This is a genomic window from Micromonospora sp. WMMD1102, assembly GCF_029626265.1.
Lineage (GTDB): Bacteria > Actinomycetota > Actinomycetes > Mycobacteriales > Micromonosporaceae > Plantactinospora.
Map to the genome: position 1 here is coordinate 329,940 of NZ_JARUBN010000001.1, position 21,520 is coordinate 351,459.

The following is a 21,520-nucleotide window of genomic DNA, read 5'->3' on the forward strand; positions in this document are numbered from 1 at the left end:
AGTTACGAGACGTCCTTTAGGGTCGTAGGGTAGCGCCGTGACGGGTCGTACCGGTGTCGAACGCATGCGGGCGCTGCTTGCAGCGGCGCCAGTCTTCGACGGGCACAGCGATCTGCTGTGTACGTTACGCCGCCGGGCGGATTTGCCCCGGCTGAGGGCCGGCGGAATCGGCGCCCAGTTCTGGTTGGTTTTCGTGCCGTGTTCGTTTACCGGTGACGCCGCGGTCACGGCAACCTTGGAGCAGATCAACGCGGTGTACCGGATGATGCGGCGCTACCCCGACGACCTGGCGATGGCGACGACGGCGGCGCAGGTCGACCGGGCGGTCGCCGCTGGCCGGGTCGCGTCTCCCGCGCAGGAAGCTCTCCCGACAGACTCGGCGACTGCCCTACCAAGCCAAGCTACTTTGCCGACCATAACGCCCATCACGGCACGAGCGACCCAGATGGTAGATCCTTCTGTGTATCGTTGGCTCCTGTGTGTTGATCTCAAGGTTCGGGGAGGGGCCGATGAGTTCCGGAATGGTCGTTCTGCTATTAATTGTCGTCGCCTTCGCTGGTGCGTTGGCGATATTGATCCCGATCAGGCTAGGTAAGCGCCAGAAACTTCAAGACACAGCCGCCGTATTATCGGAATTCGCCATGCGTAACGGGATGCGCTTTGGTCGCTTCGAGCCGAACCTACCCGGCAGAGCGCCTGACATCAACGACATTGTCGGCGACCCGATGATTTACGTGGACTTCCAGATTGACGGAGCCATGCGCGGCGTGCCGTTTCAGGCATTCCAGGTGCGACGTCCGGCGCCTCGGCAGCACGCTGTCACCTTCGAAGTCTCGACACGCACCCCCGAGTACACCGTGGTGTTGGTGCCGCGCCCTGTAGCTGGTCCGCCGCTGCGCCTTGCCCCACAGCGGCTCTCTTGGGCCACCGCATTCCGCCGAGACATCCAGATCGGGGACCCGCAATTCGATGCGACCTTCCACGTCAGCACCGATACTCCGGCTTTTGCGCAATTCCTGCTACGTCCACCGCTGATCCATTGGCTTGCGGCCGATCCACGAGCATCTCAGGCCATTATCGTATTCGAGCCTTCCGACTTGATGGCGGTCGTGCGGGGGCCGCTCACGCCTGACAGCGCCATGACACTGGCAGATCTGATGACCGACCTTCATCAGCGCATCCCATGGAGGTCCCTCACGCACTGACAACCGCAAGCGCACGCCCGGGTCATGCGCCGTATCGGCCTGCAAGGGCTGCGGCTGGGCCGCCGACACCGCACCACGATCCCGGACCCGGCCGCGGCCAAGGCCCCGGACCTCATCGGCCGGGACTTCACCGCCGGGGCCCCGAACCAGCGCTACGTCGGCGACATCACCTACCTGCCCGTGGGCGAGCGCGGGTTCCTCTACCTCGCGACCGTGCTGCGATCGAGGCCGCTGGTCGGGTACGCCATCGCCGACCACATGCGCGCCGACCTCGTCGTTGACGCCCTGACCGCCGCGCGGCGAACCAGGGGCAGCCTGGACGGTGCGGTCTTCCATTCCGACCACGGCGGGGAAGGCGGATTCCAGTGTCGTCGCAACACCCTGATCGAGGGTGTGCCATGGGAAGACCTGGGGGCTGGACGACAGCGGTGACGGGCAGGCCGCCGATGCGGTCGCCGCGACGTCCGGGCGTGAACGAGCCGCCCGGCCCCTCCTCCCGAAGGGAGGGGGCCGGGTGGGGCAGGGGCACCGTGACTCACGCGTATGTCACGCGTGACACGGCGGCCCGGGCAGGCGGGTGAACCCTTGCTCACGGTTCTGACTCGGGGGCGGCCGGACGCCACGCGTCGGTAGGGCTGGGTGCCTTCTACACGGCCAGTGCCGCCGCGAGGGCTGCGGGTGAGGGCGCTGGTGGGGCTGACAGGGCCAGGGCGTGATCGCACGGCGGTGGACGTACCCGAGGTGGCGGGGTCGCCCACCGGTCACGGCCGAGGTGCGCCGGTTGGTGCTGCGGCTGGCTCGGGACAACCCGACCTGGGGATGTCGGCACATCCAGGGAAAGTTGGCCAACCTGGGTCACCGGCTGGCAGCCAGCACGGTCTGGGTGAGCCTGAACAGGGCGCGGTGCCGGTCCGGCACCGCGACGGATGGGACCGACATGGAGCGAGTCCCCCCACCGCAGAGGCCAAAAGGCATCCTGTCCTGCGACTTCCTGCACGTCGATACCATCGGCCTGACCCGCATCTACGTCTTGTTTCTCATGGAGATTGCTCCGCCCGCCGGTACGGCGAGCAGATCACCACCTCCGGCCGTCGCCGTGCAGGCAGCACCGCCAGACGCCGCCCGACCGCGCGCCTGCGCCTCGTCCAACACCACCTCGTCACCACCGACAGCCGACCGGGCGGGGACCGATTCTGGCCAGCGTTGTTACCGCAGTAGGCCGAGCGCCTCGGGCAGCAGATCCTCCACAGCGGGCTGTAGCCGAGACTCCGCAACGGCTTTCGTGACAAGCTGCAGACCACGCGGCAACGTCGGATCAGTGGTGAGGTCGGCGCCGCTGAACTCGACGGTGACCACGGCATTGGCAATCCGGACCGCGGATTGCACTTCGCCGCTCGTACCCGTCGCCGACCGTCGCGTCGCGTAGACGTAGTAGCCGTCGTCGGCAGATACCGTCGGCTTGCCCTCACGTACGACGGTGATGTCCTTGTGCTCCCACAAGCCGTCGTGCCCCTGCGTGTACACCGTCTGGGCGACTACGGGCGCGCTCTCCCGCTCGGGTTGTATCACCGCGTACGCGACCCGCATGGTCCACTGGTTGGGGCGGCCGCGTGGCCCTTTCGTCGGGTTTGCCACCACCCACTCGCACGTGACAAGGTCGTAGATCACCAACGGGTCCTTCGTCGTGGCGGAATCCCTTGCGAACTGCGTCGTCGATCGTGGGGTCGCGTCGGTCATGCCAAGCCGCTTGGCCAGCTCCGGCGAAGCCGCGGCGCATGGGTCGGCCGGTTGCTGGTATACCACTCTCCCTGGCGTGGTGGTGGTCGCTTCGGAGTTGGCGGGTCCATCATTACGGAACGGGCTGACTCCACAACCAACAGTAGCGATAGTGGCGGTGGCGAACGCCGTCACGACGAACGCCCGGTTAAGGCGCTCGGGCCGCGGCTTACGACTCACCCCTGGCATGTCCAGCACTCCCCCGTTCCCCGATCGGAACCGCTAATGCTAACGGCGTCGTGGCGGGCCCGGCCACACCTGAAACTGCGTCCGATGGGACGTGAACCCGAGACGAAGCCGCCGTGGGCAGGGCTTCCAGGTCGGCAAGGCCCTCAATAGGCCGCCGAAGGCGCGCGGGTCGACCGCCACCGCGAGCAGGAACGCGACCGGTAACCACCGGATGCCCGGCCGGGCCGAGAACCATAGCAAGGTGTCCTGGTCCATCGCCGTCGTCCGTGCCGGGCCTGTGCCGTTCGTAAACCCGGTTCTGGCTACGCTGCCTGCGAGTGTTCGCCGAACGTCCGGAACACTCAGACGTGCAGAATGAAGTGATCTCAGCGACTTTTCGGTAGGTATTCGTACTCGAAGTGGGTCAGGTGTAGCGCGGTGGCGGCGATGTCGCCGATTCGGCGTGGGCTGACGGTCGTGTGGCGTAGCGTCTTCCAGCGTCCGACCAGGATGGCGAAGCCGCGTTCGCCTTGCCAGCGTAGGCCGCGGAGCAGTCGGTTGTAGGCGCGGTTGTGGGGTGCGAGCCGGCTACCGTCGGTGGGCTGCTTGATCGGGGTCTTGATGCCGTGGCCTGCGCTTTCATAGCCGGAGTCGGCCAGGGCCGGCAGGTCGAGGTCCGCGGCGGACCAGTTCAGTGCGGCGGTGATTCCGAGTTCGCGGGCGCAGCTGGTGTCGTGCAGGTGCCCGGGCATCGCTGCGGAGGTCCAGATCGGCAGCCCGCCCGGGCGCATGACAGCCTGGATGTTCGCGCCGAAGTCGCGGTGCTTCCCGGAGTACCAGGCGTCGATCGTTTCGCCCTTGACCGACAGGGTGGTTTCGGTGAGCCGGTCGCAGTCGAACAGTTTTCCGTCGAGGATCACGTGGGACCAGCCGTCGGCGGCGGCCCGGTGCAGGGCGGTGTGTGGGTCGGTCGCCTGGGCGGCGAGGACCGTGATGCCTTCGTCGCGGTAGCGGTAGGCGGTCGCTCGGGAGATGCCGAAGCCGGCTGCCAGCAGGGTCATGTCCTCGGCCTTGCGGAACCAGACGAGCACCATCAGGGCTTGGTGGAAGCAGGTCATCGCCCGGGTGTCACGGCGGGTGCCGCGGGCACGGCGTTGTACGTACAGGAGCCGCGCGAGGTACTGCACGAGTTCCCTCGGGACGTCGACCGTGGCACGATATGCGATTATGCGTGGTCCTCACCGTGTAGGTGATCTTGTGGTGAGAACTACCTACCGAGGACCTCACGTCCGCTTCCAGCACCGTCCGATCTCGCCGCATTCATCCGTGTCGCACCAATCAACACGTTCGCGTCGCTGAGATCAGCTCAATCCCCGGGGGAGATCGTGGTAGAGACGGCCTTCGTATCGGCCACCATCCCGTACGTCAATGCGCGCCCGCACCTCGGGCACGCCCTGGAGTACGTGGAAGCCGACGCCTACGCGCGTCACCTGGCCTCCCTGGGAGTCGACGTCTACCTCCTCACCGGTTCCGACGAGAGCTCGCTGAAGAACGTGCTCGCCGCCGAGCGCGAGGGTCTGTCGGCGCGCGAACTGGTGGACCGGAACGTCGACCATTTCGTGCGGCTGCTGGACAGGCTCGACATCGGGTACCGGCGGTTCATCCGGACCTCGGTGGACGCCGACCACCTCGACGGCGCCCAGCGCATCTGGGAGCGGATGAGCGCGGCCGGCGACATCTACTCGCGGGAATACGAGGGCCTCTACTGCGTCGGCTGCGAGCAGTTCTACACCCCGGCCGAACTGGTCGACGGAAAGTGCCCCGAGCACCTCGTCGAGCCCGAGCCGGTCAGCGAGACCAACTACTTCTTCCGGCTGTCCCGGTATGCCGAGCCCCTGCTCAAAGCCATCGAGGCGGGCGAGATCCGGGTGGTGCCGCAGACCCGGTCGAACGAGGTGACCAGCTTCGTCCGGGCGGGGCTGGCCGACATCAGCGTCTCGCGCTCGATGAACCGGGCCCGTGGTTGGGGCATCACGGTGCCGGACGATCCCTCGCAGGTGATGTACGTCTGGATCGACGCGCTCACCAACTACACCAACGCGCTCGGGTGGTCGCGGGGCGGGGACGACTACCGGCGGTACTGGGTGGACGCCGCTCGCCGGGTGCACGTCGTCGGCAAGGGGGTGCTGCGCTTCCACGCCGTCTACTGGCCCGCGATGCTGATCTCCGCCGGCCTGCCGACCCCCACCGAGGTCGTGGTGCACGGCTACATCACCGTGAGCGGCCAGAAGCTGAGCAAGAGCCTCGGAAACGCCGTCGACCCGGCCGAGCTGATCGAGCGGTACGGCGTCGACGCCGTACGGTACTTCCTGCTCGCGGACTTCTCCCCGTTCGGCGACGGGGACTTCTCCGAGGAGCGCCTGGTCACCCGCTACAACACCGATCTCGCGAACGGCCTCGGCAACCTGCTCAGCCGGGCGACGAGCATGACGCTGCGCTATCGCGACGGCGTCGTGCCGGCGGCCGGCGAGGCGGGTGCGCCCGAGGCGTCGCTGGCGCGGCAGGTGCGCGACAGCGCGGCGGGATCGCTCGACGCGATGGCCGGATACGACCACAAGCAGGCGCTGACCCGCATCTGGGACCTGGTCCGGCGTACCAACGCCTATGTGGACGAACGCGCGCCGTGGAAGCTGGCGAAGGCCGCCGACGCGGGCGACACCGCCGCCTCGGACGCGCTTGACACCACACTGCACCACCTGGTGGCAGCCGTTCGACAGCTCGGGGCGCTCGTCTCGCCGTTCCTGCCCGGTCCGGGTGCGGCGATCCTGGCGGCGGTCGGCTCGTCCTCGGCCCCCGTGCCCCCGGCGGCGGCCTGGCTGGACGGCGTCGCGGGGACGACCGTCAGCAAGCCACCGGCGCTCTTCCCACGCCTGGAGACGTAGCCTGGCACAGCGGATGTCGACGGGAGCGACGGGGAGGCGGACAGGTGTTGACCGGAATCGTCCTGGGGGGCGCCGCGATGACCACCGGGCTGGTGGCCGGCGTCTTCGTGCTGTACGCGCACACGATCATGCCGGGCCTGGGCCGCACCGACGACCGTACCTTCGTGGGCGCGTTCCAAGCGGTCGACCGGGCGATCATCAATCCGTGGTTCATGTCGTGCTTCTTCGGAGCGCCGATCCTCACCGGGCTCTCCGCCGTGCTGCGCCTGCGGGCGGACACCGACGACGGGCTGCCGTGGATCGCCGCCGCGTTCCTGCTGTACCTGGCGGTGATCGTGATCACCCTGGCGGTGAACGTACCGGCGAACGACGCGATCAAGGCGGCCGGTGACCCGGACGGGATCGCCGACCTCGCCCGGGTACGCCGGGACTTCGGCGAGGCGCGGTGGCGGGCGTGGAACCTGCTCCGGGTCGTACTGACCGGGACGGCGTTCGGCTGCCTGCTCGTCGCTCTCGTCAGCTACGGCCGGCAGGGCTGACCCGGCACCGGCCGCGCGGCGTGACCGACACCGGCGGGGCCGGTGATCCGCCCCGCCGAGCGGCCGGGTTGCCGGCGGGACTTGCCGGCAGCCCCGAGGATGTAGGCATGGAGATTTTCCGCAACTGGTGGGTCCGCCTGACCGCAGTGCTCGGTACGGCGGCGTTGACAGTGTTCGTACCGGCCGTGGCCTGGGCGTCGAGCGGACCCGGGGAGCTGGTCCTGGAGGCTGCCCGTGGCCGCCGGGCCCGGGGCAGCTTCGGGATATGGGGCCTGGTCTGCTGTCTGATCGTGGTCGGCGGGATCGTCGCCGTCCTGGTCCTGGTGATGCGCAACCGCGGGCGGGGCGGAAAGGGCTGACCGGCCCGGTCGGCTGCCCCCGTGCCGTCGGAGTGCAAGGAAGGGCCCCCGCTACAACAGAAAGCGATAACGGGGGGCCCTTCCTTGCACTCCGGGAACCCGTTCAGCTGGTCAGCGCGGCGTTCGCCTGGTTGATGAAGGACGCCGCCGCCGCACGTGGCGAGGCCCGGCCGAACTGGACGTCCTCGGCCACCTGGATCAGCAGCTGCTTGATCGTGGCGTGCCCCTTCGGCGGCGGCACCGGCGCCGACCCGAACTTCTCCGTCATGGTGGTCTCGAAGTCGACCGACTTCTTCATGCTCTCGTCGGTCAGCGACGCCTCCACGGCCCGCCGTACGTCCAGGTTGGCGCTCAGCCCACGCTCGGTGCCGAGGATCTCGCCAGCCACGGCGTCGTTGACCAGGAAGTCGATGACGTGCACGACGGTGTCCGGGTGCCGGGTCCCCCGGTAGGCGGCCCAGTAGAGCGAGGCTCGGGCCCAGTGCGCGGCCGGGTCGCCGGGATAGCTCACCACCCCGAGTTGGTCCTTAGTGAGCTTCTGCAACTCGGGCAGCTGGTTCGACCAGACGAACGAGGTCGCGGCTTGGCCGCTGGTCACCAGCTGCTTCGTCACGTCACCGCTGTTCGCGGGCTGGGTCACCGAGGCCGGCGGGGCGGCACCGCGCTGCCGGGCCCCGGCCCACAACTCGAACCAGCGGGTCAGGTCGTTCTCGGTGAAGCCGACCTGCCGGCCCCGGTAGAGCTCCTTGTCCTGCGACCGCAGCCAGAGCCAGAGTGCCTTGTAGTCGGCGGACGGGTCCATGGTGCCGAAGACGTCGCCGTCGCTGCGCTCGGAGACCTGCTCGGCCCAGGCCAGGTATTCCTGGTAGGACATTCCGATCGTCGGTTCCGGGATGTCGAGCCGGTCGAGCAGGCTCTTGTTGTAGATCAGGCCGGGGGTGTTCTCCGCCGCCGCGGCGGCGACCGTACGGCCGGTGACCTGGCTGGACTGGGCCAGCCCGGCCGGCAGCTTCCGCAGGTCCAGTACGTCGGTCCGGACGTAGTCGGTGAGGTCCAGCAGGATCTCCCGCTGGGCGTACTCGGTGAGGTAGTTGTCGTCGATCTGGAAGATGTCCGGGGCGTTGCCGGCGGCGGCCTCGATGGAGAGCCGGTCGAAGTAGCCGGCGTTGCCCTGGTGGGTGAACTTGAACGTGACGTGCGGGTAGCGCTTGGTGTAGACCTCCAGCGCCTGCTTGGTCAGCTCGGCCCGCCGATCGCCGCCCCACCAGAAGACGGAGATCTTCGCGCTGTTGTCCCTGGGTGCGGCTTCCTCGCCGGTGCAGCCGGCGGCGAGCGCGGTGACGACCACGAGCAGCGCGGCACCCAGCCGCCGGCGTAGCCGGCCGCCGGCAGGTCCGCCCGCTGTGGAACGTCCGCCCGGGACGGGGACTCTGGCGGAGACGTGGGCGCTGTTCGGCCCGGGAGGTTCGTTGGCCACGGGGGAGGGGGAGGGAAAAGGCACGACAACTCCTGACGACAGCGGGTCAGCTGTGGCGGCAACCGGATCATTTACACAGTCGACCTCGGCGGGTGTCAACGCCCGTACGGGCAAGATCGCCCAACCGCCACCCGGAACGGCCCGGCTGTCCGACTCCGCTGTCCGACCCGGCCCGGCGGCTCGGGCCGGACCGGGCCCGGCCCGGCCAGCGTGATGTACTTGGGCACGTGGAACTGCTGCATTCGGGCAAGGTCCGGGACGTCTACGCCGACGGCGACGACCTGGTCCTGGTCGCCTCGGACCGGGTCTCGGTCTACGACGTGGCGCTGCCGACCCCGATCCCGGACAAGGGCAAACTGCTCACCACGCTCTCGCTCTGGTGGTTCGAGCAGCTCGCCGACCTGGTGCCGAACCACGTCGTCTCGGCCACCGACGTGCCGGCCGGGTGGGCCGGGCGGGCGATCCGGGTACGCCGGCTGGAGATGATCCCGGTCGAGTGCATCGCGCGCGGCTACCTCACCGGTTCCGGCATGAAGGAGTACGAGCGGACCGGTGCGGTCTGCGGCGTGCCGCTGCCGGCCGGGCTGGTGGAGGCGTCGATCCTGCCCGAGCCGATCTTCACCCCGACCACCAAGGCGCCGCAGGGCGAGCACGACGAGGCGATCACCTTCGCCGACGTGGTGGCGAAGGTCGGCGCCGAGACCGCCGAGCGGCTGCGTGAGACCACCCTGGCCGTCTACCGGCGCGGCGCCGAACTCGCCGCCGACCGGGGCATCCTGGTCGCCGACACGAAACTCGAGTTCGGCTGGGCGCCGGACGGCACGATGGTGCTCGGCGACGAGCTGCTGACCTCCGACTCGTCCCGGTTCTGGCCGGCCGACTCCTACCAGCCCGGCCGGGAGCAGCTCAACCTGAGCAAGCAGTTCGTCCGGGACTGGGCGGTCGGCACCGGCTGGGACAGGACCGGGCCGGCCCCGGAGATGCCGCCGGAGGTCGTCGAGGTGGCCCGGACCCGCTACGTCGAGGTGTACGAGCAGCTCACCGGCCGCCACTGGTAGCCGACGGCGCGCCCCTGCCCCTGCCCCCGGCCGTGACGGCCGCCGTAGCCGTGGCGATTGCCGTAGTCGTGCCGGCGGTCGCGACCGTGGGGGCGGTCAGGGGCTCGGCGGGTACCGGCAGGTCGTGCGCGGCCAGGAAGCCGGCCACCGCCGTCGACCACGGGAAGCGCTCGGCCTGACGGCGGGCCGCCGCCCGGCGTTCCGGCGCCGGCCGGCCGGCCAGCTCCAGCACGGCCTCGGTGTAGCCCGGCCCCTCGCCCGGCGCGGCCAGCCCGGCCGGACCGAGCACCTCCGGCAGGGCGCTCTGGTCGCTCGCCACCACCGGGGTACCACTGGCCAGCGCCTCCAGGGCGGCCAGGCCGAACGTCTCCACCGGCCCCGGTGCCAGCACCACGTCGGCGGTGGCGAGCAGCCGGGCCAGCAGGTCCCGGTCGGCGACGTGCCGGAGGAACCGGACCGGCAGGTCGTACCGAGCGGCTGTCGCGCGAAGCCGGTCCCGGCGCGGCCCGTCGCCGACCACCACCAGCACCGCCGGTACGCCCCGGTCCCGCAGCCCGGCCAGCGCGGCGAGGGACCGCTCGGGGCGTTTCTCCGGCGAGAGCCGGCCACAGTGCAGCAGGAGCAGCTCGTCGGGTCGGGCATGGCCGGCGCGCAGCCGAGGGTCGTACCGGTCCGGCCGGAAGTGGTCGAGGTCGACGCCGAGCGGTACCTGGGTCAGGTTGGCGGCGCCGATCCGCCGGAACTCCGCCGCCGCCCACGAGGTGGTGCAGACGATCCGGTCGTGCCCGGCGACGGTGCGCCTGTTGAGCCGGTCGGCCACCCGGCGCACCCGGTCGTCGGTGACCAGCCGGGCCTGCCTGCCGTTGTCGAGCCGGGCCTGCCCGTCGTCGACCAGCCGAGGCCGGCTGCCGGCTGCCGGCCCGGCGTGGCCGCCGGGGAGCAGCCGGAGCAGACCGTCGAGGCTCTCGTGCGACACCATCATGCTCGGCACGCCGTGCCGGCGGGCCCAGGCGCCGGTCCAGCGCAGCGTGGTCCGGTCGGAGATCTCCAGCCGGTCGGGGCGCAGCTGTCGCAGCAGCCGGGCCAGGCGTACCCGGTCGACGATCACCCGGTAACCGCCCATCCCCGGTACGGCCGGACTGGCGAGCGTGATCACCCGACCCTGCTCGGTCCACTCGTCGCGGTCGTACCGGCCGGGCATCACCAGCACCGGCTCGTGCCCGGCGGCGGCGTACCCGGCGCCGAGCTGGCGCAGTGCGGTACGCAGCCCACCCGAACTTCCCGTGATGAAGTTGGCCAGCCGCACGATCCTCATGCGGCCCTGCCGTCCACGGCGGACCCGGTTGCCTGGCGCAGCCGGAACAGCCGGCCCGGCCGGGGTGCGGGCACCGCCGGTGCCTCGGCGAGCACCGCCGAATAGTGCCCGAGCAACTCGTCGCCGACCGCGGCCCAGGTACGCCCGCGCACCGCCGCCCGCCCCGCCCGGCCGTACTCCGCCCGGCGATGCGGGTCGGCGACCAGCCCCGCGACCGCGGCGGTGAACGCCTCCGGGTCGTCCGGCGGGACGAGGTGACCGGTCCGGCCATCCCGGACCAGGTCCAGTGGCCCACCGGCGGCCGGCGCCACCACGGGCAGCCCGCTGGCCATCGCCTCCTGCACCGTCTGGCCGAACGTCTCGTACGGCCCGGTGTGCGCGAAGACGTCGAGGCTGGCGTAGATCCGGGCCAGCTGCCGGCCGTGCCGGGCGCCGACGAAGAGCGCCTGCGGCAGCGCCCGGCGCAGCGCCGGGGCGGCCGGGCCGTCGCCGACCACCACCACCCGGACCCCGGGTAGGGTGCTCGCCCCGGCCAGCAGCTCCACCCGCTTCTCCACCGCCAGCCGGCCCACGTAGCCGACCAGCACCTCGCCGCCGGGAGCGAGGACCCGGCGCAGCGCGGCGCTGCGGTGCTCCGGCCGGAACCGCTCGCTGTCCACCCCGCGCTGCCAGAGCCGGATCCGCCCGATGCCGTGCTCGGCGAGCGCGGCGGCGGTGGCGGTGGACGGGGCCAGCGTACGGCTCGCCGCGTTGTGCACCCGGCGCAGCCAGCGCCACGCCGCGGCCTCGGTCAGCCGCACCCGGTACGCCCGCGCGTAGGCGGCGACGTCGGTCTGGTAGACCGCCACCGAGGGCAGTCCCATCGTCCGGGCCGTCGCGACGCCTCGGGCGCCGAGCACGAAGGGGCTGGCCAGGTGCACCAGGTCGGCGTCGTGCCCGCGCAGCGCCGCCGCCAGCTCCCGCCCCGGCAGGCCGAGCCGGAACTGCGGGTACCCGGGCATCGGCACCGAGGGCAGGCGTACCACCGGGTAGGGCAGCGCGTCGGTGGCGTACCGGGTGCCGGGCGCCGGTTGCGGGGCGATCACCAGGGGCCGGTGACCGCTCCGTACCAGGTGCTCGGCGACCCGTACGACCGAGTTCGCCACCCCGTTGACGTCCGGCGGAAAGGACTCCGTGACGATCGCGATCCGCATGCGCCCACCGTCGTGCAGGTCCCCACCGTCCAGGTCACGCCATCATGACCTGCCGGCGAACTGTCAGCGACGATGCGAGGAGCGCCACGGCCGTGCCACCCGGTCCGGTCCGGCTACCGGCGGCTCCACTGCTGGTTGGCCTGGCCGGTGCAGGTCCAGAGGACGAGCTTCGTACCGTTGCCGGTGCCGCCGGCGTCCAGGCAGAGCCCGGACTGTACGCCGGTGATGGTGCCGTCGGGGTTGACGTTCCACTGCTGGTTCGTCCCGCCGTGGCAGTCGTAGATGGTGACCCGGGTGCCGGCGGAGGTGCCGCGACCCTCGGCGTCGAGGCACTTGTTGCCGTAGACGGTGAGCTGCCGTCCCGAGGTGTGGTTCCACTGCTGGTTGGTGCCACCGTGGCAGTCCCAGAGCTGCACCTGGGTGCTGTTCGTGGTGCTGTAGCCGGGGACGTCGACGCACCGGCCGGAGGCCGCTGCGACGATCGCGCCGGCGGTCGGGGTGCCGGTGCCGGGGGAGCCGATGCTGCCGGCCACCGACTGGAGCGCGGTGTGCCAGACCGCGGCCATCTTGTCGTAGCCGCCGGCGGTCGGATGGACGCCGTCGATCAGGTCGGCGGTGGTCAGGGCGCTGTTCATGTTGACCACGTGCACCCGTTTGCCGGCATCTCTCTTGCTCTGCACGATGCCGGGAATCGCGGCGTTGAAGGTGCGCGCCGCCGCGGCCTGGTTGCTGTTCGAGAGCGTGATGATCTGCGCGACGAACACGTCCGCGTCGGGGGCGGTGCCGGTGATGCGGTCGATCAGGGTGGAGAGCCGGTTCGGGGCGGTGCCGACGTTGTAGTTCTGCAGGATGTCGTTGGTGCCGATGTGCAGCAGGACGCTCCGTGGCCGCTGCGCGTTCAGCCAGCCGACGACGTTCGCGTCGATCTGGTCGATCCGCCAGCCGGGATGCCCCTGGTGGTCGTGGTCGCCGAGACTGGCCGGCCCGTTGAACTGGGAGCCGACGAAGTCCACCGTGTACCTGCCGTTGACCAGGCGCTGCCAGAGACCGATGCGGTATCCGCCCGGTATCTGGGTGCCCTCGGTGATCGAGTCGCCGAGCGGCATCACCCGTACCCCGCCGTTGGACTCGGCGTTGGCCGCGTCCGGGCGTACCGCCACACCGGCGGCCACGATGCCCAGCGCGGCGATCGCCGCGAACCATCTCACCCTTGTGCGCATTCGGCTGCTCCCCGCGCTCATGTTAGCGCTAACAACGATCTGGATGAATGCATTCTGATCCTGGTCGCGGCGATCGGTCAACCCCGGGCGCGAACCGGTCAGCTTCCGGCCGGACGCCCACCGTCGAGCAGGAAGGTACGCCGTTCGTCCGAGGTGAACGGCCGGGTGACCCGGGTGGCGGCGGTGGCCAGCAGGAGCCGGACCGAGCCGCAGACGTCACAGCGCCAGATCCGTACCGAGCCGTCGGAGTGCACGGTGGCGACCCGCTCGCCGTCCGGGGCGAACGCGAAGCCGAGCGGTCCGGGACCCAGGGTGCGTACGGTCACCGGTTCGGTCGCACCGGCGGCGGCCCAGAGCTGGATCCCGACGAGTTCCGCACCGCCACCGAGGATCGACAGGTGCCGCCCGTCAGGCGTGTAGCCGAGCCGGGTGGTGGCGGCACCCTGACCGGCCGAGGGCAGGACCACCCGGGCGGGGCCGCCACGTACCGACCAGACCCGGATGGTGCTGTCCCGGCTCAGCCCGGCCACCGAATCCCCGTCCGGGCTGAACGAGACCGAACTGACCGGATCGGCACCGCCGTCCAGGGTGGCGACCGCGTCCCCCGCGCCGTCGTCCCCGGCCGGGTCCGCCCGACTGCCGTCGTCCCCGGCGGTGACGGCCCGGATCCGCACGCCACCGTCCTCGGCACCGGTCGCCACCAGGGTGCCGTCCGGGCTGAACGCCGCACCCGAACCGGTCGGTGCCAGCTCGACGGCGACCGGTCGGGCGTCGAGCCGGTCCCAGAGCCGGACGCCCCCGCTGCCGCTGGTCAGCAGCCGCCGGCCGTCAGGCCCGAACCCGACCCGGGTCGCCCGGCCGGCCACGAAGCTGCCGAGCGGCCGGCCGGTCGGCCAGTCCCAGAGCCGGACCGTGCCGGCCGCGTCGAGGCTGGCCAGCCGCCGCCCGTCGGGGGCGAACGCGACGTCCATGGTCATCCCGGCGTGCCCGGAAAGCACGACCGGAGCGGCCGCACCGGCGACCGGGGCAGCTGCGACCGGCGTACCGGCGACCGGGGCGGCGGAACCGGTGGCGGGGGCGACTCCGGCCGGCCCGGGTACCGGCCAGATCCGGACCGTACCGTCGAAGATGCCGGCACTGGCCAGGTGCCGGCCGTCCGGGCTGAACCGGGCGGCGTGCACCAGGCCCTGATGCGGCCGCGCGACCACCGGGGCGAACGGACCGTCGACGTCCCAGCGCCGGACGGTGCCGTCCTGGCCGACGCTGAGCAACCGGCCGTCCGGGGTCAGCGCGACCGCGCAGACCGTGCCGGCGTGCCCGCGCAGCGGCAGCGGGTCGAAGGCGCCGGTCGGGTCCCAGACGGTGATCACGCCGTAGGCGTTCTTGGTGACCAGCCGGCGCCCGTCCGGGCTGAACACGGCCGGAAATGCGCTGCGCAGCCGGCCGAGTACCGTCGGCTGGCCGCTGCCGCCGGCCGGCCAGATCCGCAGCACGCCGCCGTCCTCGGTGCTGGCGTTGTCGACCCCGACGATCCGCGCACCGTCCGGGCTGAACAGCAGCGCGTCGGCGGTTCCGGTGGAGTCGGCGAGCAGGGTCGGCGCCCGGCCCGGCCCGGCCAGCGGCCAGATCCTCGCCGGGTCGTCGGTGGTGGCGGCGGCCAACCGCCGGCCGTCCGGCGACCAGGCCACCGAGTGCACGGCGCCGCGCGCGGCCGGCAGTGCACGGGCGGTAGGAACCGGCTGGCCAGCCGGTGGCGGGCTGCCGGCGGGTGGCGGGCCGCTCGCCGGGAGTGGGCGGCCCCGGGGCTCGCCGGCCAGTTCCCAGATCCGGACCACCCCGGCCGCGTCGCCGGTGGCCAGCCGCCGGCCGTCCGGGCTGAACGCGACGTCGCGGACCGGCCCGCGGTGCCCGGCGAGCAGCAGCGGCGCCCGGCCCGGGTCGGCGGTGTCCCAGAGTTGCACCGAGGCGGCGTCGCCGGCCGCGGCGACCCGCCGCCCATCCGGGCTGATCGCCAGCGCGGTCAGCACCTCCGGGCCGGGCCGGGACAGCGTCACCGGCGGCCGGTCGGGGGCAGCCGGCTGCCAGAGCTGTACCGACTTTCGCTCCCCGGCGGCGACCGCGTACCGGCCGTCCGGGGTCAACGCGGCCTGCTTGACCGGCGCGGTGAAGACCTGCCGCACCTCGACCCCCCGCCAGTGCAGCGTCGCCTGCCGCAACACCGTCTCGGCCTCGGCGTCCGGCCGCACCTCGAAGGCCCGCCGGGCCAGCAGGAAGGCCAACTGCGGGTCGCGGGACATCTGGGCCCGCGCCGCCGCCACCAGTTGCCGGTGTACGGCGAGATCCCGCTGCCCCCGCGCCTGCCGGGCCTGCACCACCGCCACCGAGGCCAGCACGGTCACCACCGAGACGACCGCCGCCAACGCGGCCCCGAGCAGCCGTCGACGGCGCAGCCGACCGGCAGCCCGGCGCTCCTCGGCCCGGCGACCGGCGTCCAGGAAGTCCCGCTCCAGGCTGGTCAGGCTCTCCGGGTGCGCCTGCGCCCACGCCTGCGCCCGGGACAGCGCCAGCCCCCGGTAGAGCCCGCCCGGATCGTGGTCGAGCGACCGCCAGCCCGCCGCGGCCTGGGTGAGCTGCCGGTGCACGCGTACCCCGTCGAGGTCCTCCTCCAGCCAGCGGCGCAGCCGGGGCCAGGCGTCGAGCAGCGCCTCGTGGGCCAGCCGCACCGAGCGGTCGTCCAGGGTGACCAGTCGGGCGGCGGCCAGCCGCTCCAGTACGCCCGAGGTCAGCGCGTCCGTCTCGGCGAGTTCGGCCCGGTCCACCCGGCGGGCGGTCGGCAACCCGGCCCGGTCCAGCGCGGCCGTCGACTCGTCCAGGCTGCCGATCTCCACCATCCGCAGCAGTACGTGCCGGGCCGCCCGGCGCTGCCCGGCGTCGAACTCCTGCCAGATCCGCTCGGCGGTCTGCGCCACCGCGCCGTCGATCCCGCCGGCCGCCTGGTAACCGGCAAGCGTCACCGCGCTGCCCCGGCGCCGCCGCCACGCCTCCAGCAACACGTGTGAGGCGACCGGCAGCGCACCGGCCCGGCCGGCGACCTGGGCCACGATCGTGGAGACCAGGGTGCCCTCGACCATCGCACCGGCCCGCTCGGCGGGGCGGACCACCGCGTCCCGGACCTGGGCGGCGGTCATCGGCCCGACGAGTACCTGCGCGTCGGCCAGCGCCGCCACCAGCTCGGGCAGCTCGGCGCAGTACCCGTAGAAGTCGGCGCGTACCCCGATCACCACCCGCAGCCGGCTTCCCGGCGCGGCGACGGCGGCCAGCAGCGCCGCCACGAAACCGGTACGGGCCTCGGCGTCCCGGCAGAGCGTGAAGACCTCCTCGAACTGGTCCACCACCAGCCACAGGTCGGCCTCGGCCGGGGCGTCGGCAAGCACCTGCCGGACCGCCAGGTGCAGCCGGTCCGGTGCGGTGAGCAGGTCCGCGTGCAGCGCGCCGGCCGGGATCCGGAGCAGCCGGGCGAGCTGCACCGCCAGCTCGCCGAGCGGATCCGCGCCCGGGGTCAGCACCAGCACCGGCGGGTGTTCCGGCCGGCTCGTTACGGCGGGCACCAGACCGGCCCGGAGTACCGAGGACTTTCCGCTGCCGGAGGCGCCGAACAACGCCACGAACCGGCGGTCGGCGAGCCGCTGCCGCAGGTCGTCGACGAGTTCCTCGCGACCGAAGAACCACTCCGCCCGATCCGGCCCGTACGCCAGCAGGCCCTGGTAGGGGGTGTCGTCGGGATCTGCCGGGGCAGGCGTCGGCGGCTCGTCCCGGGCGATCCGGCGCCACCGCTCCGCCCACTCGTCCGGGTCGCCGCCGCACGCGGTGACGTACGCCAGGGTGACGGCCAGGGTCGGCAGCCGCCGGCCGCCGGCCGCCTCGGAGAGCGTCGTCGCGGAGAAGTGCGCCCGGCGGGCCAGCTCCCGGTAGCCGGGGCTGCCGGCCTTCTCCCGCAGCAGGCGCAGCCCGGCCGCGAACTCCCGCACCTGTGGGGACCCCGGCCCCAGTACGCCCTCTGGTCGCGGCACCTTCGCCCTCGCCCTCGCTTCCGCCTGTCGCTCGTCGGCCCGGCCGTTGGTCGCTCGTCGTGGTCGGTCCGTCGACTGTCCGGAGTTGATTGTCCGGGTCGGCGGCCCGAAGCCGGACAACGAGTCGGCGACTAGACATCTCCTCAGCGGGGGTGCGACAGGCGCCCCACCAGGCAGATCACGAGGTGATCAGAAATGCGTTCCACTTTGTTCCGCAGTCCGCTCCGGTTCCGTCCGCTCGGGGTGGCGGCGGTCCTGCTCGGACTGACCGTGGCCCTGCTCGCCGGTACGGCCTCGCCGGCCAGCGCCGCGATCATCACGGTGCAGGACGGTTTCGAGGGCAACCAGGCGGCGAACTGGAGCTTCACCCACACCGGTGACGGCACCGGCGGGATCAGCTCGTTGCAGACCCACACCGGGGTCAAGGACGGGTTCCTCTCGATGCGCAGCGCCGGGTTCTCCTCGGTCGGCCGGCGGGTCTTCCTGCCGGCGACCACGAGCTGCACGGCGGGCATCTGGGTCAACCCGGTACTTGCCACCCAGCAGATCAACTTCGAGATCATCGAGCCGGTCAGTTTTACGTACGTGGCGTTGCAGACGGTGGTGCTCAGCGGTGACGCGCCGTACACCTTCGTCTCCACCTCGTGGAACCACGGCCCGACGGACATCCTGGTCCGGGTCTCGCTGATCGGCGCCAACGGCGTGCAGAAGGGCACCTGGGTCGACGACCTGGGCATCCTCTGCCACACCTGAGCAATCTCCGGAGGTGACTCGAGGTGACCTTCCGAGCGTGGGCGCCACTCCCGGTTCCGGGGTGGCGCCCTGCCGTGCCGGGCGCAGGTGGTGCGGTTCGCAGGCTGTCGAGCTGCCCCGCTCATGCACCCACGACCGACCGGCCATCCAGAACCGCAGAAGCGTCATCCGGGACCGCAGGACGCGTCGTCCGGTGCCGGGCAGCGCCGTCGTCAGGTGCCGGAGTCACCGGCACCGGCGTCGGTCAGGTTGGCGCTGATCCGCACGGTGGTGCCCTCCGGACCGCTGCGCACAAGCATCTCGTCGCTGAGCTGCCGGGCCAGCCAGAGCCCCCAGCCGCCGGCGATCTCCGGAGCCGGTCGCCGCCGGTCGTCGATCCGTTCGGTCCGGATGCCGGCACCGTTGTCGGAGACGAGGCAGTAGAGAATTTCGCCGGTACGCCACAGGCGCAGCCAGCCCTGCCCGCCGCCGTGGCGTACCGCGTTGGTGATCAGCTCGTTGACGGCGAGTACGAAGTCGTCCAGCCGTGTCCCGTCGAGACCGGCTTCCCCCGCGCACGCCGTCACGGTGTGCCGGAGCTCGGTCACCCGGTCGCCGTCGAAGGTCTCGGCGAGCAGTGGCGGTGACCCGTCCGAGGCGACAGCCGTGGGCGCGAGGGGATCTGTGTCGCTCATGGCCGTCCCACTGCTGCTCGTCGAGTCCTTTCGTGGCTTTCCCACCCTACGTCAGGGTATGTAGCTGCGCATCCGGGCCACCGGGTCGGGAAGACGGGTGCACGGGTCGTCCCGCCGAGGGCGGTTGTGCGATGGTCGGTGGCGTGCCGGACTCGTCGAGCGACGCGCCGGGCGGGCGCCGCCGCGACCCGCCCGGCAGCCTCCAGGCGCCGCTGTGGCGGTCCATCGCCGTCTACCGGTTCGCCGCCCTGGCGTACGTCGCCGTGCTGGCGGTACGCAACCTGGGCGACTACACGCATCCGGTGTCGGGTGCGGTACTCCTGCTCGCGATGACCGGCTGGACCGTGCTCAGCGCGTACGCGTACGCCGATCCGGCCTGGCGGCGCTGGCCGCTGCTCCTGGCCGACCTGGCCGTGGTGCTGGCGGTGGTGGTCGCCGCCCCCCGGGTGGTCGGCCGGGACGTCATGCACGACGGGGTGCCCCCGCCCAGCGTCGCCTGGCTGGCCGGGCCGGTGCTCGCCTGGGCGGTCTCCGGCGGGCGGCGGCGGGGCGTGGTGGCGGCACTTGTCATCGGCGTCACCGACCTGGTGGCCCGGGAGCGGTTCGCCCAGGCGTCGCTCACCGGTGCCGCGCTGATGCTGCTGGCCGGGATCGCCGTCGGGCACGTCGTCCGGCTCGCCGTGATCGCCGAGGAGCGGTTGCAGCGGGCGGTCGAGCTGGAGGCGGCGACTCGGGAACGGGAGCGGCTGGCCCGGGGGATCCACGACTCGGTCCTCCAGGTGCTGGCCCTGGTGCAGCGCCGCGGTGCAGACCTGGACGGCGAGGCCGGCGAACTGGCCCGGCTCGCCGGTGAACAGGAGGCGGCGCTGCGGTCGCTTGTCGCCAGCCGGGCACCGGACGGGCTGGACCGGCAGGAGGTCGACCTGCGCGCGATGCTCGGCGGGTACGCCTCGCCGACCGTCTCGATCGCCGCTCCGGCGACCTCGGTACCACTGCCCGCCGGAGTCGCCGGTGAGGTCGCTGCGGCCGTCGGTGCGGCGCTCGACAACGTGGCCCGGCACGGCGGCGGACGGGGCTGGGTGCTGGTCGAGGACGATCCGGCCGCGGTCACCGTCTCGGTCCGTGACGACGGGCCGGGCATCCCGCCGGGGCGGCTGACCGAGGCGGCCGGTCAGGGGCGGCTCGGCGTGGTCCAGTCGATCGAGGGCCGGATCGCCGACCTCGGCGGCACGGTCCGGATCAGCTCCGCCCCGGGCGAGGGGACCGAAGTGGAACTCCGGATACCCCGTGGCCCGTCCGTCCCCGGGCAGCGCACGGACCGGTGACCGGTCGCCCGGAACGGCTCGACCGGTCGCCCGACACGGCTTGACCAGGTGCACGGCATGGGCTTGACCGGGGCACGCCACGGGCTCGTCTAGGCTCGCCGATGTGACCGACGAGGGCGTGCCGGAAGTCCGGGTGATGGTGGTCGACGACCATCCGATGTGGAGGGAAGGGGTGGCCCGCGACCTCACCGAGGCCGGCTACCAGGTCGTCGCCACCACCGGCGAGGGGCGGCAGGCTGTCCGGGTGGCCCCGGCAACCCGGCCCGACGTCGTCGTACTCGACCTGCAACTGCCGGACGTCTCCGGCGTGGAGGTGCTCCGGGCGCTGCTCGCCGAACTGCCCGGGGTGCGGGTGCTGATGCTCTCGGCCAGCGGCGAACAGCAGGACGTGCTGGACGCGGTCAAGGCCGGGGCCACCGGCTACCTGCTCAAGTCGGCCGGGCCGGCGGAGTTCCTGGACGCGGTACGGCGTACCGCGGCCGGTGACGCGGTCTTCACCCCGGGGCTGGCCGGGCTGGTGCTCGGGGAGTACCGGCGGATCGCCGCCGCGCCGGCACCGCCCGGTGACTCCCTGCCCCGACTCACCGACCGGGAGACCGAGGTGCTCCGGCTGGTCGCCAAGGGGATGTCCTACAAGCAGATCGCCGGCCGGCTCGGGCTGTCCCACCGTACGGTGCAGAACCACGTGCAGAACACGCTCGGCAAGCTGCAACTGCACAACCGGGTGGAACTCACCCGCTACGCCATCGAGCAGGGGCTCGACGGGTGACCGGCCGACGGCCGAGCGCTCAACGGCCGAGCGGCCGGGGTCGTCACGGCGGTGGCTGGGTCTCGTTGATCGCCAACTCCTCGGCACTGGCACCGCCGCCCGCGGCGCCCCGGTCGAAGGCGACCGAGTCGGTCTCGTCGTCGTCGCGGGCCCCCTCGTCCGGCTCCACCAGCCGGCCGACCGGCCCGCCGCCGGGCGCGTCGCCGAGGTTGCCGTGGTCGTAGATCGACACCGGGGAGTTCGGGTCGGAGGTCGGACCCGGGTCCAGCACGTCCGCGTCGAGCTGTGCCTCGGCGGCCGCCTCCTCGCTGTCCGCCTCGCCGGAGATCGCCTCGTCGGCCGGGCCGGCGAGCGGCTCCTCGACCGGGATGTCGGGCCGTTCCTGGGCGAGCTTGTAGTCCAGCGGCTCACCGTCGGCCTGCTCCTCGGCGGTGTTGCCGTACCGGTCGACCCCGAGGGGCTGGCGGTCGGTGGGAAGTGCGGCGGGATTCCGGCCGTCCGCCTCCCGACCGGTCTCGACGTCGTCACGGGCCGTCGAGTCGTCGTCGGCGGTGTCGGGCAGACCCTCCGCCTCCGGGTCGGACACGGGCGTCGGAAACTCGTCATCGCGCATGACAGACCACTACCCGCTCCCCGGGTACCCGTAACCGGGCGAAGGCGGACCGGCCACTCCGCCG

General features: G+C 72.2%; 18 protein-coding genes and 1 pseudogene. 10 read left to right on the forward strand and 9 right to left on the reverse strand.

The window, feature by feature from the left end:
* Positions 1 to 64 precede the first annotated feature (64 nt).
* The 3 genes and pseudogenes from O7626_RS01710 to O7626_RS01720 form a co-directional block, all read left to right on the forward strand.
* A complete protein-coding gene (locus O7626_RS01710; RefSeq protein ID WP_278066023.1) occupies positions 65 to 595 on the forward strand; it encodes a membrane dipeptidase in 531 nt (176 codons plus the stop codon).
* Positions 510 to 1,205: a hypothetical protein gene (locus O7626_RS01715; RefSeq protein ID WP_278058562.1), complete on the forward strand. Its 696-nt coding sequence runs from the start codon at positions 510 to 512 to the stop codon at positions 1,203 to 1,205. The genes O7626_RS01710 and O7626_RS01715 overlap by 86 nt, the downstream gene beginning before the upstream one ends.
* An 18-nt stretch (positions 1,206 to 1,223) precedes the next feature.
* Positions 1,224 to 1,553: pseudogene (locus O7626_RS01720) on the forward strand (DDE-type integrase/transposase/recombinase); the annotation flags it as partial.
* Positions 1,554 to 2,411: 858 nt separating this feature from the next.
* Here O7626_RS01720 and O7626_RS01725 read toward each other — a convergent pair.
* Together O7626_RS01725 and O7626_RS01730 are read right to left on the reverse strand one after the other, a co-directional pair.
* Positions 2,412 to 2,942, reverse strand: a complete 531-nt coding sequence (locus tag O7626_RS01725; protein ID WP_278058564.1) for a hypothetical protein — start codon at positions 2,940 to 2,942, stop codon at positions 2,412 to 2,414.
* Positions 2,943 to 3,535: 593 nt separating this feature from the next.
* Complete coding sequence (locus tag O7626_RS01730; RefSeq protein WP_278066024.1) at positions 3,536 to 4,378, reverse strand: transposase family protein; 843 nt, start codon at positions 4,376 to 4,378, stop codon at positions 3,536 to 3,538.
* A 156-nt stretch (positions 4,379 to 4,534) separates the two neighbouring features.
* Between O7626_RS01730 and metG the strand changes: the two genes are divergently transcribed.
* From metG to O7626_RS01745, 3 genes are all read left to right on the forward strand, one after another.
* Positions 4,535 to 6,091 carry a methionine--tRNA ligase gene (gene metG, locus O7626_RS01735; RefSeq protein WP_278058566.1) on the forward strand — a complete coding sequence of 519 codons (1,557 nt, stop codon included), beginning with the start codon at positions 4,535 to 4,537 and terminating at the stop codon, positions 6,089 to 6,091.
* Between the two features lie 44 nt (positions 6,092 to 6,135).
* A complete protein-coding gene (locus O7626_RS01740; RefSeq protein ID WP_278058568.1) occupies positions 6,136 to 6,630 on the forward strand; it encodes an anthrone oxygenase family protein in 495 nt (164 codons plus the stop codon).
* 107 nt (positions 6,631 to 6,737) lie between these two features.
* Positions 6,738 to 6,989, forward strand: coding sequence for a hypothetical protein (locus O7626_RS01745; RefSeq protein ID WP_278058570.1), 252 nt, complete (start codon positions 6,738 to 6,740; stop codon positions 6,987 to 6,989).
* Positions 6,990 to 7,092: 103 nt separating this feature from the next.
* Here O7626_RS01745 and O7626_RS01750 read toward each other — a convergent pair whose 3' ends face one another.
* Complete coding sequence (locus tag O7626_RS01750) at positions 7,093 to 8,490, reverse strand: ABC transporter substrate-binding protein (protein ID WP_278058572.1); 1,398 nt, start codon at positions 8,488 to 8,490, stop codon at positions 7,093 to 7,095.
* A 203-nt stretch (positions 8,491 to 8,693) separates the two neighbouring features.
* Here O7626_RS01750 and O7626_RS01755 point away from each other — a divergent pair, with 203 nt between their 5' ends.
* Positions 8,694 to 9,524, forward strand: coding sequence for a phosphoribosylaminoimidazolesuccinocarboxamide synthase (locus tag O7626_RS01755; protein WP_278058574.1), 831 nt, complete (start codon positions 8,694 to 8,696; stop codon positions 9,522 to 9,524).
* Here the strand turns inward: O7626_RS01755 and O7626_RS01760 are convergent.
* The 4 genes from O7626_RS01760 to O7626_RS01775 form a co-directional block, all read right to left on the reverse strand.
* Positions 9,505 to 10,839, reverse strand: a complete 1,335-nt coding sequence (locus O7626_RS01760) for a glycosyltransferase (protein ID WP_278058576.1) — start codon at positions 10,837 to 10,839, stop codon at positions 9,505 to 9,507. The genes O7626_RS01755 and O7626_RS01760 overlap by 20 nt on opposite strands.
* Positions 10,836 to 12,032: a glycosyltransferase family 1 protein gene (locus tag O7626_RS01765; protein ID WP_278058578.1), complete on the reverse strand. Its 1,197-nt coding sequence runs from the start codon at positions 12,030 to 12,032 to the stop codon at positions 10,836 to 10,838. Before O7626_RS01765 ends, O7626_RS01760 begins: the two co-directional genes overlap by 4 nt.
* A 113-nt stretch (positions 12,033 to 12,145) precedes the next feature.
* Positions 12,146 to 13,252, reverse strand: a complete 1,107-nt coding sequence (locus tag O7626_RS01770) for a ricin-type beta-trefoil lectin domain protein (RefSeq protein ID WP_278058580.1) — start codon at positions 13,250 to 13,252, stop codon at positions 12,146 to 12,148.
* Positions 13,253 to 13,350: 98 nt separating this feature from the next.
* Complete coding sequence (locus tag O7626_RS01775; protein ID WP_278058582.1) at positions 13,351 to 17,322, reverse strand: hypothetical protein; 3,972 nt, start codon at positions 17,320 to 17,322, stop codon at positions 13,351 to 13,353.
* A 195-nt stretch (positions 17,323 to 17,517) separates the two neighbouring features.
* Here O7626_RS01775 and O7626_RS01780 point away from each other — a divergent pair, with 195 nt between their 5' ends.
* Positions 17,518 to 18,075, forward strand: coding sequence for a hypothetical protein (locus O7626_RS01780; RefSeq protein WP_278058584.1), 558 nt, complete (start codon positions 17,518 to 17,520; stop codon positions 18,073 to 18,075).
* A gap of 212 nt (positions 18,076 to 18,287) precedes the next feature.
* Here O7626_RS01780 and O7626_RS01785 read toward each other — a convergent pair whose 3' ends face one another.
* Complete coding sequence (locus O7626_RS01785) at positions 18,288 to 18,749, reverse strand: ATP-binding protein (RefSeq protein WP_278058586.1); 462 nt, start codon at positions 18,747 to 18,749, stop codon at positions 18,288 to 18,290.
* A 143-nt stretch (positions 18,750 to 18,892) separates the two neighbouring features.
* On the opposite strand from O7626_RS01785, the gene O7626_RS01790 reads away from it, so the two are divergent.
* Entirely contained in the window at positions 18,893 to 20,074 is a 1,182-nt protein-coding gene (locus O7626_RS01790; RefSeq protein ID WP_278058588.1) for a DUF5931 domain-containing protein, read from the forward strand.
* A gap of 136 nt (positions 20,075 to 20,210) precedes the next feature.
* Complete coding sequence (locus O7626_RS01795; RefSeq protein ID WP_278066025.1) at positions 20,211 to 20,843, forward strand: response regulator transcription factor; 633 nt, start codon at positions 20,211 to 20,213, stop codon at positions 20,841 to 20,843.
* A gap of 43 nt (positions 20,844 to 20,886) precedes the next feature.
* On the opposite strand, the gene O7626_RS01800 is transcribed toward O7626_RS01795, so the two are convergent.
* The gene (locus tag O7626_RS01800; protein ID WP_278058590.1) at positions 20,887 to 21,456 is read right to left on the reverse strand and encodes a DUF5709 domain-containing protein; all 570 of its coding nucleotides are present in this window, start codon (positions 21,454 to 21,456) and stop codon (positions 20,887 to 20,889) included.
* Positions 21,457 to 21,520: the final 64 nt, after the last annotated feature.

Coding starts and splice junctions, on each gene's coding strand:
- O7626_RS01710 (WP_278066023.1), top strand. CDS start 65: ATGCGGGCGCTGCTTGCAGCGGCGCCAGTCTTCGACGGGCACAGCGAT.
- O7626_RS01715 (WP_278058562.1), top strand. CDS start 510: ATGAGTTCCGGAATGGTCGTTCTGCTATTAATTGTCGTCGCCTTCGCT.
- O7626_RS01725 (WP_278058564.1), bottom strand. CDS start 2,942: ATGACCGACGCGACCCCACGATCGACGACGCAGTTCGCAAGGGATTCC.
- O7626_RS01745 (WP_278058570.1), top strand. CDS start 6,738: ATGGAGATTTTCCGCAACTGGTGGGTCCGCCTGACCGCAGTGCTCGGT.
- O7626_RS01760 (WP_278058576.1), bottom strand. CDS start 10,839: ATGAGGATCGTGCGGCTGGCCAACTTCATCACGGGAAGTTCGGGTGGG.
- O7626_RS01765 (WP_278058578.1), bottom strand. CDS start 12,032: ATGCGGATCGCGATCGTCACGGAGTCCTTTCCGCCGGACGTCAACGGG.
- O7626_RS01770 (WP_278058580.1), bottom strand. CDS start 13,252: ATGCGCACAAGGGTGAGATGGTTCGCGGCGATCGCCGCGCTGGGCATC.
- O7626_RS01780 (WP_278058584.1), top strand. CDS start 17,518: ATGCGTTCCACTTTGTTCCGCAGTCCGCTCCGGTTCCGTCCGCTCGGG.
- O7626_RS01785 (WP_278058586.1), bottom strand. CDS start 18,749: ATGAGCGACACAGATCCCCTCGCGCCCACGGCTGTCGCCTCGGACGGG.
- O7626_RS01795 (WP_278066025.1), top strand. CDS start 20,211: ATGGTGGTCGACGACCATCCGATGTGGAGGGAAGGGGTGGCCCGCGAC.
- O7626_RS01800 (WP_278058590.1), bottom strand. CDS start 21,456: ATGCGCGATGACGAGTTTCCGACGCCCGTGTCCGACCCGGAGGCGGAG.